This window comes from Cryobacterium sp. SO2 (assembly GCF_026151165.2).
Taxonomy (GTDB): domain Bacteria; phylum Actinomycetota; class Actinomycetes; order Actinomycetales; family Microbacteriaceae; genus Cryobacterium.
In genome coordinates this window covers 2,049,771-2,063,213 of the sequence record NZ_CP117849.1, presented here as the reverse complement: position 1 = coordinate 2,063,213, position 13,443 = coordinate 2,049,771, and the positions used below count along the sequence as shown (strand labels likewise).

The window sequence follows — 13,443 nt, the reverse complement described above, 5'->3', positions numbered from 1 at the left end:
AGTCAAATCTCCTTGAATGCTGCGCTTGTATGGTGTCGCGCTCAGAGCGCGGCGAGGGATTCTTTGGCGGCGGCGACAACGGCCTCCGTGGTGATGCCGAATTCGCGGAACAGGGTCTTGTAGTCGGCCGAGGCACCGAAGTGCTCGATCGAGACGCTGCGGCCGCGGTCGCCGACGTACTTGTTCCAGGTCAACGCGATTCCGGCCTCAATCGATACCCGCGCGGTGATCGCCTTCGGCAGAACTGCCTCACGGTACTCGGCGGACTGCTCTTCGAACCACTCCAGGCTCGGCACGGAGACAACGCGAGCGTTGACGCCATCCGCCTTGAGCGCCTCCCGTGCGTTGACGGCGAGCTGCACTTCGGAGCCGGTGGCGATGAGGATCACGTCGGGCGTGCCGTTCGGCGCTTCGGCGAGGACGTAGGCGCCCTTGGCGACGTTCTTCGCCGAGGCGAAGGTCTCACCGGTCGCGTCACCGTCGCCACGCTCGAACACGGGGATGTTCTGGCGGGTGAGGACGATGCCGGCCGGGCCGTTGCGGCGCTCGAGGATCGTCTTCCAGGCCCAGGACACCTCGTTGGCGTCGCCGGGGCGCACCACGTCGAGTCCGGGGATGGCGCGCAGGGTCGCGAGCTGTTCGATCGGCTGGTGGGTGGGGCCGTCCTCGCCGAGAGCGACGGAGTCGTGCGTCCAGACGAAGATCGACGGTGCCTTCATGAGCGCGGCCAGTCGCACGGCCGGACGCATGTAGTCGCTGAAGATCAGGAACGTGCCACCGAACGGGCGCGTGTTGCCGTGCAGCACGATGCCGTTGAGGATTGCGGCCATCGCGTGCTCGCGGATGCCGAAGTGCAGCACACGTCCGTAAGGGTTACCGGTCCACTCGCCGGTGGAGTGCTCGCTCGGGATGAACGAGGCCGCACCGCCGATGGTGGTGTTGTTCGACTCGGCGAGGTCGGCGGAGCCGCCCCACAGTTCGGGGATGACCGCGCCGAGGGCGGTGAGCACCTTGCCGGACGACGCACGCGTGGACACCTCGGTGCCGGCGGGGAAGACGGGCAGGGCCTCGTCGACGCCCTCGGGCAGGTCGCCGGAGAGGATCCGGTCGAGGAGGATCTTGCGTTCGGGGTTAGCCGCGGCCCAGGCGTCGAAGCGCACGTTCCATTCGGCGTGCACCTCAGCGCCGCGGTCGAGGGCCTTGCGGGTGTGCTCGATGACCTCGTCCGCCACCTCGAAGGTCTTCTCCGGATCGAAACCGAGGATTTCCTTCACGCCGGCGAGTTCCTCGGCGCCCAGAGCGGAGCCGTGGATCTTGCCGGTGTTCTGCTTCTTCGGGCTGGGCCAGCCGATGATGGTCTTGAGGATGATCAGCGACGGCTTGTCGGTGACGGCCTTGGCCGCCTCGATGGCGTCGTTGAGGGCGGCGATGTCTTCGACGTACTCGCCGGTCTTCTTCCAATCGACCGTCTGCACGTGCCAGTGGTACGCGTCGTAGCGGGCCGCGACATCCTCGGTGAAGGCGATGTTGGTGTCGTCCTCGATCGAGATCTGGTTGGAGTCGTAGATCGCGATCAGGTTGCCGAGCTGCTGGTGTCCGGCGAGTGAAGATGCCTCGGAGGTGATGCCCTCCTGCAGGTCGCCGTCGCCGGCGATGACATACACGAACTGGTCGAACGGGCTGGTGCCTGCTTCGGCCTCAGGGTCGAACAGGCCGCGCTCGAAACGCGAGGCGTAGGCGAAACCGACGGCGGATGCGAGGCCCTGGCCGAGCGGGCCTGTGGTGATCTCGACGCCGTCGGTGTGGCCGTATTCCGGGTGTCCAGGGGTCTTGGAGCCCCAGGTGCGCAGGGCCTTGAGGTCGTCGAGCTCGAGGCCGTAACCGCCGAGGTACAACTGCACGTACTGGGTGAGGGAGCTGTGGCCAACCGAGAGGATGAACCGGTCGCGGCCGATCCACTCGTTGTCAGCGGGATCGCGACGCATGACCTTCTGGAACAGCAGGTAGGCGGCCGGCGCAAGGCTCATAGCGGTACCCGGGTGGCCGTTCCCGACCTTTTCCACGGCGTCTGCCGCGAGGATGCGAGCGGTGTCTACCGCCCTGTTGTCGATGGAATCCCACTGCAATGCTGCCACGTGAACTGACCCTTCTGAATCCGTCAAAGGCGGCACGTGTTTGTTCCGCGCCGCTGGAGAGTAATTGCCCGCCGACATCGTTATCGGCATCGAGGTGCGCAGGAGGGGGCCCGTATCAGGTGGCTCACGGATGCATGCACCTTAGATTGGCGAGCCATTCCAGTATAGGGAACCGGACTTGGTGACGTTGTTTCGCGGATATTGCGCCGCTGTCGCACGGCCGAGCGGGCCGTGAGAGGTGGCGGAATGATCTAGAATTACGGCAATATGCGAAGCGCACGAGGAGTTATGGACACCGCCGAACAGACGCCTACCCTCAGCCGGCCGGAGCGAATCCAGCGGATGGGCAGCACGTTCCGCGCCTATCTGTCGCTCACGAAGCCTCGGGTCGTCGAATTGTTGCTTGTTGTGACGGCGCCGACCATGATATTGGCTGAGCGAGGCATCCCGAGCCTGTGGCTGGTTCTCGCGACCCTCATCGGGGGAGCGTTCAGCGCCGGCTCGGCTGGTGCGTTCAACTGCTACATCGATCGGGACATTGACCGGCTGATGAACCGTACCCAGAACCGGCCACTGGTCACCGGGGAACTGACCGACCGCCAGGCACTCGTTTTCGCTTGGGTACTCGGCGCCGTGTCCATCGCCTGGCTCTGGATCTTCACGAACTGGGTGGCAGCGCTGCTCTCGCTCGGCGCCATTCTGTTGTACGTCGTCTTCTACACGATGATCCTCAAGCGCCGCACGGCGCAGAACATCGTCTGGGGCGGTATCGCCGGCTGCATGCCGGTGCTGATCGGCTGGGCCGCTGTCACCGGTGACCTGTCCTGGCCGCCGTTCATCCTTTTCCTGATCATCTTCCTCTGGACCCCGCCGCACTACTGGCCGCTGTCGATGAAGTACCGTGACGACTACCAGGCGGCCGGCGTGCCCATGCTGGCCGTTGTGCGCGGCCGGGCCCAGGTGGGCCTGCAGGTCATCCTCTACGCCTGGGCGACCGTGGCCTGTTCGCTGTTGCTGATCCCCGTCGCCGGGATGGGCATCGTCTACACCGTCGTCGCCGCCGGTTCGGGTGCCTGGTTCATTTACGAGACCCACCGCCTGTACAACCTCACGATCCGTCACGAGCAGGTGTCGCCGATGCGGGTCTTCCACGGTTCGATCGCGTACCTCACGCTGGTCTTCGTGGCCGTGGGCGTCGACCCGTTGCTGCCCTTCTAGTCCCAGCGCACGTCTCCCGCGAAAGCGGCGATGTGGCTGCTTCGCGCGTGCTGAGGTGACCGTTTCCCCGCTCTCGCGGAATGGGTCTCCCGCGAAAGCGGCGATGTGGGTGGTTCGCCCGCGCTGAGGTGACCGTTTCCCCGCTCTCGCGAGATGGGGCTCCCGCGAAAGCGGCGATGTGGGTGGTTCGCCCGCGATTAGGTGACCGTTTCCCCGCTCTCGCGCGAGCGGGCGAGATGGTGTTGGTGGCTCGGGTCAACGGTCCAGGGGCTCGGTGACTATTCGCGGGGTGAGGCGTGGTTCGATCGCGCACCTCACTCTGGCCTTCGTGTCCGTGGGCGTCGACCGCTGCTGCCCTTCTCACCCCAGCGCCGCCCGCTCTCCCCAGCGCACGTCAGCCGCGAAAGCGGCGATGTGGCTGCTTCGCGCGTGCTGAGGTGACCGTTTCCCCGCTTTCGCGAGGTGGGCCTCCCGCGAAAGTGGCGATGTGGCTGCTTCGCGCGCGCTGAGGTGACCGTTTCGCCGCTCTCGCGAGAGTGGGCGCGAGTGGGCGAGTGGGCGAGAGTGCGGGAAGGCGTGCAGTCGAGCTTGCCGGCGGCGCGAGCTAGCGGCGCGGGTCGGCCGGCTGGGGTCAGCGGGCGAGGGTCTCGGAGGTGGTGCGCGGAGCCGGGGGAGCGTCCACAGCTACGGGCTGCTTGAGGTTCAGCACCACGGCGGTCATGGCCGCGGCGAGCACGCAGGCGAGAACCATGTGGATGCCGACGAGGACGGCGGGCAGCCCGAGGTTGGCCTGGGTGAGTCCCACGGCTGTCTGCACAAGTTCCACGGCCAGCAGCAGGAGCACCCAGCGGCGCACGGGCAGGCGCAGCGACACCGCACCCGCGACCAGCACCAGGGTCAGTGCCAGGGTGAGGTAGGCCGGCCAGCTGTGCACGTGCTGCAGGAATTCGGAGTCGAGCCCATTGCGCGGCGCGTCGGCGTCACCGGCATGCGGGCCAGACCCGGTGGTGAGGATCCCGACGGCAATGGTGATGGCGACCACGAAGGTGGTGAGGTGTGTGACGATCAGGAACCAGAGCGGGACCACGCGCTCCCGCGGCCCCGGCACCGTGTACAGCCGGTACAGGAACGCCGTGCAGAGCCCGACCAGGATCACCGAGATGACGAAGTGCAGTCCCACGACGTAGGGGTTCAGCTGGGTCAGCACGCTGATTCCGCCGATCACGGCCTGGGCGGGGATGCCCAAACCGGCCAGCAGGGTGAGGCGGAAGAGGTCGGGCCGGCTGCGGCGCATCCGCAGCACCGCCACGAACGCGGCGATGGCGACCAGGCCCAACAGCACTCCGAGCAGGCGGTTGCCGAACTCGATCACGCCGTGCACACCCATCTCGGGGGTGTTCACAAGCGAATCAGCCGTGCACTTCGGCCAGGTGGGGCAGCCCAGACCCGAGCTGGTGAGTCGCACGAGCCCGCCGGTGCCGACGAGGAAGATCTGTGCGGCCAGGTAAACCCAGCCGAGCACCTTGAGGCGTCGGTCAACGCTTGTCGGCAACCACTCGATAATCCGGTTCACGGGTTCAGCTCCCTGCTGGTGCGCACGTATGTGAATACGCCGGGTCGCACTACTAATAACATCACTAGCCTGTAGAATTAGGTGTTTCACGGGCCCAGTGCGCGCGACGTGCGTTCGCACACCGCGCCTCGACCGGCCCTTGTTCATCTTAGGTACGCAACGTAGCCATCCACACAACTCACCCTCACCGGGCGCTGCACGTTCGACCAGTCGGTCGGACAGGCACGCCTAGTGGGAATGACCGGACTGATATCCGGGTTGATGTGGAGAGGAGAAGAGGTAAAGATGTCTGACGTTCTACTGGACCGACCCGAGCTCGCGGGGCTAGGTGTTTACGAATTCGGCTGGTCAGATTCCGACGCAGCCGGCGCATCCGCCCGACGCGGAATCTCACCCGAGGTCGTCACCGACATCTCGAACCTGAAAAAGGAACCGGCCTGGATGCTGGAGCGGCGCCTGAAGGCGCTCGCGCTCTTCGAGCGCAAGCCCATGCCCACCTGGGGCGCCGACCTCTCCGAGATCGACTTCGACAACATCAAGTACTTCGTGCGCTCCACGGAGAAGCAGGCCCAGACCTGGGAAGACCTGCCTGACGACATCAAGAACACCTACGAGAAGCTCGGCATCCCCGAAGCCGAACGCCAGCGCCTGGTTTCCGGTGTTGCGGCGCAGTACGAGTCCGAAGTGGTCTACCACCAGATCAACGAGGAACTCGAAGCGCAGGGTGTCATCTTCATGGACACCGACACCGCGCTGAAGGAACACCCGGAATTCTTCGAGGAGTATTTCGGCAGCGTCATCCCGTCCGGCGACAACAAGTTCGCCGCGCTGAACACCTCGGTCTGGTCCGGCGGCTCGTTCGTCTACGTCCCGCCCGGCGTGCACGTCGAGATCCCGCTGCAGGCCTATTTCCGCATCAACACCGAGAACATGGGCCAGTTCGAGCGCACCCTGATCATCGCCGATGAGGGCAGCTACGTGCACTACATCGAGGGCTGCACCGCGCCGATCTACAAGTCCGACTCGCTGCACTCCGCCGTCGTGGAGATCATCGTGAAGAAGAACGCCCGCGTTCGCTACACGACCATCCAGAACTGGTCGAACAACGTCTACAACCTGGTGACCAAGCGCGCCACGGCCGCAGAGGGCGCCACCATGGAGTGGATCGACGGCAACATCGGTTCCAAGGTCACGATGAAGTACCCGTCGATCTACCTGATGGGGGAGCACGCCAAGGGCGAGACCCTGTCCGTCGCATTCGCCGGCCCCGGCCAGCACCAGGATGCCGGCGCCAAGATGATCCACATGGCCCCGTACACGCAGTCCTCGATCGTCTCCAAGTCGATCGCCCGCGGCGGCGGCCGCGCCGGCTACCGCGGCGAGGTGCGCGTGGATGCCACGGCTCACCACTCCGCCAACACCGTGCGCTGCGACGCCCTGCTCGTTGACACCCAGTCACGCTCAGACACCTACCCGGCCATCGACATCCGCGTCGACGACGTGCAGCTCGGCCACGAGGCGACAGTCTCGCGGGTCAGCGAAGAACAACTGTTCTACCTGATGAGCCGAGGCATGCCCGAAGACGAAGCCATGGCCATGATTGTGCGCGGCTTCATCGAACCCATCGCCAGGGAGCTCCCGATGGAGTACGCCCTCGAACTCAACAAGCTCATTGAAATGGGCATGGAAGGATCCGTCGGCTAAATGTCCGCCGCCTCGACTTCAACAGCCCCCACTCCCACCCCCGCACCGTCGTCGGAGGCCCTGCCCACCGCGGAACAGCACGGCATCAAGGAGCACTCCGACGGACGCTTCGGCTTCGTTCCCGTGCAGACCAGGTCCGCGCGGTTCAAGAGCTTCGACGTAGCCGACTTCCCCGCCGTCACCGGCAGGGAAGCCGTCTGGAAGCTCTCGCCCGTCGGCAAGTTCACCGACCTCACCGCCGGTGAACTCGACGGCTCGGCCTACGACATCGAGTCGACCCCGAACCCGGATGTCGACGTCAGCTGGGTCGACCGCACCGACGTGCGCATCGGAACGGCCGGCGCCCCGGAAGAACGCGCCGCGGCAAACGCCTGGAGCAGCTTCGACACGGCCCTCGCCATCACCGTCAGCGGGGAAGAAGCCAAGGAGATCACGCTCACGCGCTCCAACCTCGGCTCGGCTCCGCGTGCCGCGCACACCATCATCGAGGCCCGGCCGTTCAGCCAGGCCGTCGTGATCCTGCAGAACACCGGCAGCGCACGCATCACCGAGAACGTCGAGATCATCGTCGGCGAATCCGCGAATCTCACCGTCGTGACGGTGCAGGAATGGGACGCAGAGACCGTGCAGCTGGCGAACCACTTCGCCACCGTCGGCAGGGATGCCCGCCTCAAGCACGTCGTCGTCTCCCTCGGCGGCGGGATCGTGCGGGTCAACCCGTCTGTGATCCTCGCCGGTCCCGGCAGCGACACCGACCTCTTCGGGCTGTACTTCGCCGACGCCGGCCAGCACCTCGAGCAGCAGGTTTACGTCAACCACGACGCCCCGAACACGCGCAGCCGCGTGAACTACAAGGGTGCCCTGCAGGGCGTGGGTGCGCGCACGGTCTGGATCGGCGACGTGCTGATCGGGAACACCGCACCGGGCACAGACAGCTACGAACAGAACCGCAACCTGGTGCTCACCGAGGGCACCAGGGCCGACTCGATCCCCAACCTGGAGATCGAGACCGGAGACATCCTGGGCGCGGGGCACGCGAGTGCCACGGGCCGTTTCGACGACGAGCAGCTGTTCTACCTGCAGTCCCGCGGCATCGGGGAGATCGAAGCGCGGCGCCTCGTCGTACGCGGCTTCCTCAGCGAAATCGTGCAGCACATCGGATCGGCTCCGCTCGAGGAGCGCCTGCAGGGCGCCATCGAAGACGAGCTCCGCGGAACAGAAGGCAACTGAACATGGCGTCAACCAAGATTTGTGCGATCGACGACCTCGAACCCAACGAGGCCATCAAGGTGGAAATCGGCGGCGTCTCCATCGCCGTCGTTCGGGACTCCCACGGCGCCGTTTTCGCCATCGGCGACACCTGCACCCACGGTGACATCTCGCTGTCGGAGGGCTTCGTCGAGGGCGACACCCTGGAATGCTGGGCGCACGGCTCCAAGTTCTCCCTCACGACCGGGCGCCCATTGACGCTGCCGGCCTACGAGCCCGTCCCCGTCTACCAGGTCGACCTGGTCGACGGCGACGTGTACATCGACCCCCTGGTCACCATCGCCGTTTGAGACGCGGGGCCCCTCCCGGCCCGCCCCACATACTGAAGCCCGCAGCACGCGGACAACGAAAGAGATACCGAAAAATGTCTGTTCTTGAGATCAAAGACCTGCACGTCAGCGTCGAGACCGACCAGGGCACCAAGCAGATCCTGCGCGGCGTCGACCTCACCATCAACGAGGGCGAGATTCACGCGATCATGGGGCCGAACGGCTCCGGCAAGTCCACCCTGGCGTACACGATCGCCGGCCACCCCAAGTACCACGTCGACAGCGGCTCGATCCTGCTCGACGGCGCAGAGGTGCTCACCATGACCGTGGACGAGCGCGCCCGCGCCGGTCTGTTCCTGGCGATGCAGTACCCGGTCGAGATCCCCGGCGTCACCGTCACCAATTTCCTCCGCACCGCCAAGACCGCCATCGACGGCGAAGCGCCTGCAATCCGCACCTGGATCAAGGATGTCCGCGAGTCCATGGTCAAGCTGCGCATGGACAAGAGCTTCGCCGAGCGCAACGTGAACGAGGGCTTCTCCGGCGGCGAGAAGAAGCGCAACGAGATCCTGCAGCTCGAACTGCTCAAGCCCAAGTTCGCCGTGCTCGACGAGACCGACTCCGGCCTCGACGTCGACGCCCTGAAGATCGTGTCGGAGGGTGTCAACCGGGCCAAGGAGAACACCGGCCTCGGTCTCCTCCTGATCACGCACTACACCCGCATCCTGCGCTACATCAAGCCCGACTTCGTGCACGTCTTCGTCGATGGCCGCATCGCAGAGCAGGGCGGCCCCGAACTCGCCGACCGCCTGGAAGACGAAGGTTACGATCGTTTCCTCACCGAGACGCCCGTAGGCTAGAGGCATGGTTTCGACACTCACCCCCGCGCGCTTCGACGAGATCGAAGAGGCGCTCAAGGACGTCATGGACCCGGAACTGGGGATCAACGTCGTCGACCTCGGCCTGATCTACGATCTTGGTTGGGACGATGAGAACGACGCCCTGATCATCCACATGACCCTCACGTCAGCGGGCTGCCCGCTCACGGATGTGCTCGAGGAACAGACCGCTGAGGCACTGGACGGCGTCGTCGAACAGTTCCGCATCAACTGGGTGTGGATGCCGCCGTGGGGTCCGGAAAAGATCACCGACGACGGCCGTGACATGATGCGCGCCCTCGGCTTCGCGATCTGAGCCTGACCGTGCCGGCCTGGCACCTGCCAGCCTGCACGCCCCGCCCCGCGCCGGGACGGATGCCCCGCATCCGCCTCCCGGCGCGGTTCGTCATTAACGCGGTGACGGCCCAAATCCGCCGGTTGTAACGCGGATCCATTCGGTAGAGCGCTATTCTAATCAGATGGACAGCCCCCGAACACGCAGTCAGAGCCGGCGAGACGCCCAAACGGCGGGCACCCGGGGCGACGTCGTCGAGGCCGCCGCCGAGCTGATGCGGGAGCACGGCTACATGGGCACCTCGATCGCCGCCATCGCCGAACGCGGCGGCGTCGCCGTCCAGACCATCTACAACACCGTCGGCTCCAAAGTGGACGTGCTGGCCGCGGTCCTCGCCGCAGCCAACACCACGTCCCGCGCCTCCGGCCTCTCCGTGGCCGACCTGGCCTCCGGCCTCACCGGTGCCGCCACGCCGGCCGCCGCCATCGGCACGCTCGCGAGTTGGATCGCCGCCGACAACGAGCGGGCTGCGCCGCTCCACCGTGTGGTGAGCGAGGCCAGCGGGACCGATCCGGAGATCCGTGAACTCGAAATCACCATGGCAGCGCGAAGCCTGCACGCCTACGCGGAAGCCGTCGGGGCGCTCCGGTCCCAGCTGGGTCTCCGCCCGGGCCTGAGCGACCACGAAGCAGCGACGTCGATCTGGGCCCTCGGCCACCCGCAGGTGTTCCATACCCTCGTGGCCGGACTGGGGTGGTCGACAGATGCCTACACCGCGTGGCTGCGGTCGGCCCTGCCCGGTGTGCTGCCCACCGGGCGATTCCCGGCCCGATAGTCCCACCGTGGCGGCGCACATTCGGGCACATCGGCACCGAAACCGCGCGCGAACAAATATACTGGTGGATTGGCTGTGTTTAGCCGCCCTCCCACGACTCCATCGAATGGACTATTGCTGTGCTCAGTGTGCAAGATCTCGAAATCCGAGTTGGGGCGCGCGTGCTCATGGAGGACGTGAGTTTCCGGGTATCCGCCGGCGACAAGATCGGCCTGGTCGGCCGGAACGGTGCGGGCAAGACCACACTGACGAAGACCCTCGCGAGGGAGACCCTGCCCACCAAGGGCAAGATCGAAAGCTCCGGCGAGATCGGCTACCTGCCGCAGGACCCTAGATCCGGTGACCCGGACATGCTGGCCCGTACCCGCATCCTCGATGCCCGCGGCCTGGGCACCATCTCGCTCGGCCTCACTCAGGCCGGCATCGAGATGGGCTCGCCCGACAGCAAGATCAGCGAACGGGCGATGAAGCGCTACGGCACTCTCACCGACGAGTTCAACGCGCTCGGCGGCTACGCCGCCGAGGCCGAAGCCGCGTCGATCGCCAGCAACCTGAACCTGCCGGACCGCATCCTCGACCAGCCGCTGCGCACACTATCCGGTGGTCAGCGCCGCCGGATCGAACTGGCCCGCATCCTCTTCTCGGCTGCCGAGACCATGATCCTCGATGAGCCCACCAACCACCTCGACGCCGATTCCGTCGTGTGGCTGCGCGAATTCGTCAAGAACTACCGCGGCGGCTGCATCATCATCAGCCACGACATCGAGCTGGTGGGCGACACCGTCAACCGGGTCTTCTACCTCGATGCCAACCGCATGGTCATCGACATCTACAACATGAACTGGAAGAACTACCAGCGCCAGCGCGTCGCCGACGCGGACCGTCGTAAGAAGGAACGTGCCAACGCGGAGAAGAAGGCGTCGACCCTGCAGCTGCAGGCCGCCAAGTTCGGCGCCAAGGCCAGTAAGGCCGCAGCGGCGCACCAGATGGTCGCCCGTGCCGAGAAGCTGCTTTCCGGCCTGGACGCCGTGCGCGCCGTGGACCGCGTGGCCAAGCTGCGCTTCCCCGAGCCCGCTCCGTGCGGCCGCACCCCGTTGATGGCCACCGACCTGTCGAAGAGCTACGGCTCGCTGGAGATCTTCGCGGCCGTGGATCTCGCCATCGACCGTGGTTCCAAGGTCGTCATCCTGGGCCTCAACGGTGCCGGCAAGACCACTCTGCTGCGGATGCTTGCGGGTGTGGACAAGCCGGACACCGGGGAGATCGTGCCAGGGCACGGCCTGCGGATCGGCTACTTCGCCCAGGAACACGAGACCATCGACGTGAAGCGCAGCGTGCTGCAGAACATGATCTCCTCGTCGCCGAACATCACCGAGATGGAAGCCCGCCGGGTGCTCGGATCCTTCCTATTCACCGGCGACGACTCGCACAAACCGGCCGGTGTCCTCTCCGGTGGTGAGAAGACCCGTCTGGCCCTCGCGATGATCGTGGTCTCCGGCGCGAACGTGCTGCTGCTCGACGAACCGACCAACAACCTCGACCCGGCCAGCCGCGAAGAGATCCTCGACGCCCTGGCGCACTTCACCGGTGCCGTGGTGCTGGTCAGCCACGATGAGGGCGCCGTCGAGGCGCTCAACCCCGAGCGGGTGCTCATCATGCCCGACGGCACCGAGGACCACTGGAACAAGGACTACCTCGACCTGATCACGCTCGCCTGAGCCTGCCCCCGCGTCTGAGCGCAACATAAACCCGCCGGCCCCGAGGGACCGGCGGGTTTTGCTCTGCCCGGCACGTGAGCGTCGTTACGAGTGCTGATCGATCAGCTCGTCTTCGATCTCCGCATCGCTGCGCGGTTTGGCCGCCTGACGCCGGGCCCGCTCCGCGGCCCGCACCTGCTCCTCGGGTACCTCGGCGTTGATGCTGCGGAACTCCTGCCTGGCCGCCCAGCCGAGGCCCACAAACGCCATGAGGGCGAAGACGAACCACTGGAACGCGTAGGACAGGTGTGGTCCCTCGTCCCTGGCCGGCCGTTGCACGGCCATCGGGCGGTCTTCTGTGGCCGGGTCTTCCGACTTCATCAGCCCGTAGGCGCCGGTGTAGGTGTCGGCGCCGAGCCGTTCGGCGATGTCGGGCAAGTTGATGGTCGCCACCTGGTTGCCGCTGGCGCTGCGTCCGGCCAGGACCGGCTCGCCCTGCTTGAGCCTGGCCACCACGGTGACCTGGCCCTCAGGGGCCGCGGGCACCGAGTCGGGGGAGTCCTGGTCTTCGCCGGTGGGGACCCAGCCGCGGTCGACGATGAAGACCTCACCGGAGTCCAAGAGCAGGGGCGTGAGCACCTCGAAGCCCGGATTGATGTTGTAAGTGCGGTTGCGCACCAGCAACTCCTCGTCGATCAGGTAGGTGCCGGTCAGCTCGACGGGCAACCATTTCTGGGACTCGACGAAGGAGTCCAGGTTCGGCAGGGCATCGGCAACGGGAACGGGCTCCGCGTCAAAATTGGCGTCGATCCGGCTGATCTCGGCCTGGGCCTCCGCCCGGCGGGCCAGCTGCCACATGCCGAGCCCCGAACACACCACGGCGAAGACGATCGTGAGAGCGAGGTAGCCGGCCCACTGCCGAGAGATCAGGAAGCGCCAGCCGCTCATGCGTGCTCGGTTTCGCTGGCCACGAGTGGGCTCACCCGGAGTGGGAAGTCCCGGGTGAGCAGGAAGTCGCGGAGGAACCCGAGGTGTTCGTCGCAGGCCAGCCAGGTCTTGACCCGGTCCTCGGTGTGGATTCGGGGGTTTCGCCAATCCAGTCGCCAGCCGGCAGCTTCCCGGCACCCGGCCCGCGAGCAACTCGTCGACTCGGGGGCGGCGCCGAAGCCGATCACAGACCGGCCGCCTTGTCGTCGGGGTGTTCCTGGTCGGTGCGAGCCTGGTCGTTGCCGGCCTGGTCAGGCCGCTGAACCAGGGTGATGGCCCCCGGTCGCAGCACCGTCGGCGCACGCTGCTCGCCGTGCACATTGGCGGCGATGACGGCGAAGTACGGCAGCAGGATCGCTCCGAGGGCGCACACCACCAGCCACCAGCCCTGCACGAACAGCATCAGCACAATGCACACCATGCGGATGCCCATGGTGACCGAGTACCTGATCATGCGGCTGCGCCGCTCCTGCTCCGGTGACGGAGGGAGTGTCGTGATCGACTGCTGCTGCTTCATCGTGCCCATCGCTTACGGGTTCTATTACGCCTGTCCACGCACTGATTCAAGACTACGTCCACAGCC

The 13,443-nt window shown here is 66.1% G+C and carries 13 protein-coding genes; 8 read left to right on the top strand and 5 right to left on the bottom strand.

What is annotated here, in order from left to right; all coding sequences use genetic code 11:
• Positions 1-41: 41 nt before the first annotated feature.
• Positions 42-2,135: a transketolase gene (gene tkt / locus BJQ94_RS09510; protein WP_265401011.1), complete on the bottom strand. Its 2,094-nt coding sequence runs from the start codon at positions 2,133-2,135 to the stop codon at positions 42-44.
• A gap of 288 nt (positions 2,136-2,423) precedes the next feature.
• Between tkt and BJQ94_RS09505 the strand changes: the two genes are divergently transcribed.
• A complete protein-coding gene (locus BJQ94_RS09505) occupies positions 2,424-3,353 on the top strand; it encodes a heme o synthase (protein WP_265401012.1) in 930 nt (309 codons plus the stop codon).
• A 631-nt stretch (positions 3,354-3,984) separates the two neighbouring features.
• On the opposite strand, the gene BJQ94_RS09500 is transcribed toward BJQ94_RS09505, so the two are convergent.
• On the bottom strand, positions 3,985-4,926 hold the full coding sequence (locus tag BJQ94_RS09500) for a COX15/CtaA family protein (protein ID WP_265401013.1): 942 nt from the start codon (positions 4,924-4,926) through the stop codon (positions 3,985-3,987).
• A 285-nt stretch (positions 4,927-5,211) separates the two neighbouring features.
• Between BJQ94_RS09500 and sufB the strand changes: the two genes are divergently transcribed.
• The 7 genes from sufB to BJQ94_RS09465 all read left to right on the top strand — a co-directional run bounded on the left by sufB (position 5,212) and on the right by BJQ94_RS09465 (position 11,894).
• Positions 5,212-6,630 carry a Fe-S cluster assembly protein SufB gene (sufB, locus tag BJQ94_RS09495; protein WP_265401014.1) on the top strand — a complete coding sequence of 473 codons (1,419 nt, stop codon included), beginning with the start codon at positions 5,212-5,214 and terminating at the stop codon, positions 6,628-6,630.
• Positions 6,631-7,860, top strand: a complete 1,230-nt coding sequence (sufD, locus tag BJQ94_RS09490) for a Fe-S cluster assembly protein SufD (protein WP_265401015.1) — start codon at positions 6,631-6,633, stop codon at positions 7,858-7,860.
• A gap of 2 nt (positions 7,861-7,862) precedes the next feature.
• On the top strand, positions 7,863-8,189 hold the full coding sequence (locus BJQ94_RS09485) for a non-heme iron oxygenase ferredoxin subunit (protein ID WP_265401016.1): 327 nt from the start codon (positions 7,863-7,865) through the stop codon (positions 8,187-8,189).
• Positions 8,190-8,263: 74 nt separating this feature from the next.
• Positions 8,264-9,028: a Fe-S cluster assembly ATPase SufC gene (gene sufC, locus BJQ94_RS09480; protein WP_265401017.1), complete on the top strand. Its 765-nt coding sequence runs from the start codon at positions 8,264-8,266 to the stop codon at positions 9,026-9,028.
• Between the two features lie 4 nt (positions 9,029-9,032).
• Positions 9,033-9,362 (top strand): metal-sulfur cluster assembly factor, encoded by a 330-nt coding sequence (locus tag BJQ94_RS09475; protein WP_088456233.1) that lies wholly within the window; start codon positions 9,033-9,035, stop codon positions 9,360-9,362.
• 163 nt (positions 9,363-9,525) lie between these two features.
• Complete coding sequence (locus tag BJQ94_RS09470; protein ID WP_265401018.1) at positions 9,526-10,176, top strand: helix-turn-helix domain-containing protein; 651 nt, start codon at positions 9,526-9,528, stop codon at positions 10,174-10,176.
• A gap of 119 nt (positions 10,177-10,295) precedes the next feature.
• The gene (locus BJQ94_RS09465; protein ID WP_265401019.1) at positions 10,296-11,894 is read left to right on the top strand and encodes an ABC-F family ATP-binding cassette domain-containing protein; all 1,599 of its coding nucleotides are present in this window, start codon (positions 10,296-10,298) and stop codon (positions 11,892-11,894) included.
• A gap of 84 nt (positions 11,895-11,978) precedes the next feature.
• On the opposite strand, the gene BJQ94_RS09460 is transcribed toward BJQ94_RS09465, so the two are convergent.
• Genes BJQ94_RS09460 through BJQ94_RS09450 form a run of 3 tightly spaced genes read right to left on the bottom strand, consistent with a single transcriptional unit; the run spans position 11,979 to position 13,386 of the window.
• A complete protein-coding gene (locus tag BJQ94_RS09460) occupies positions 11,979-12,821 on the bottom strand; it encodes an SURF1 family protein (protein WP_265401020.1) in 843 nt (280 codons plus the stop codon).
• Positions 12,818-13,048, bottom strand: coding sequence for a hypothetical protein (locus tag BJQ94_RS09455; RefSeq protein ID WP_265401021.1), 231 nt, complete (start codon positions 13,046-13,048; stop codon positions 12,818-12,820). Before BJQ94_RS09455 ends, BJQ94_RS09460 begins: the two co-directional genes overlap by 4 nt.
• A complete protein-coding gene (locus BJQ94_RS09450; RefSeq protein WP_265401022.1) occupies positions 13,045-13,386 on the bottom strand; it encodes a DUF3099 domain-containing protein in 342 nt (113 codons plus the stop codon). Before BJQ94_RS09450 ends, BJQ94_RS09455 begins: the two co-directional genes overlap by 4 nt.
• Positions 13,387-13,443 lie beyond the last annotated feature (57 nt).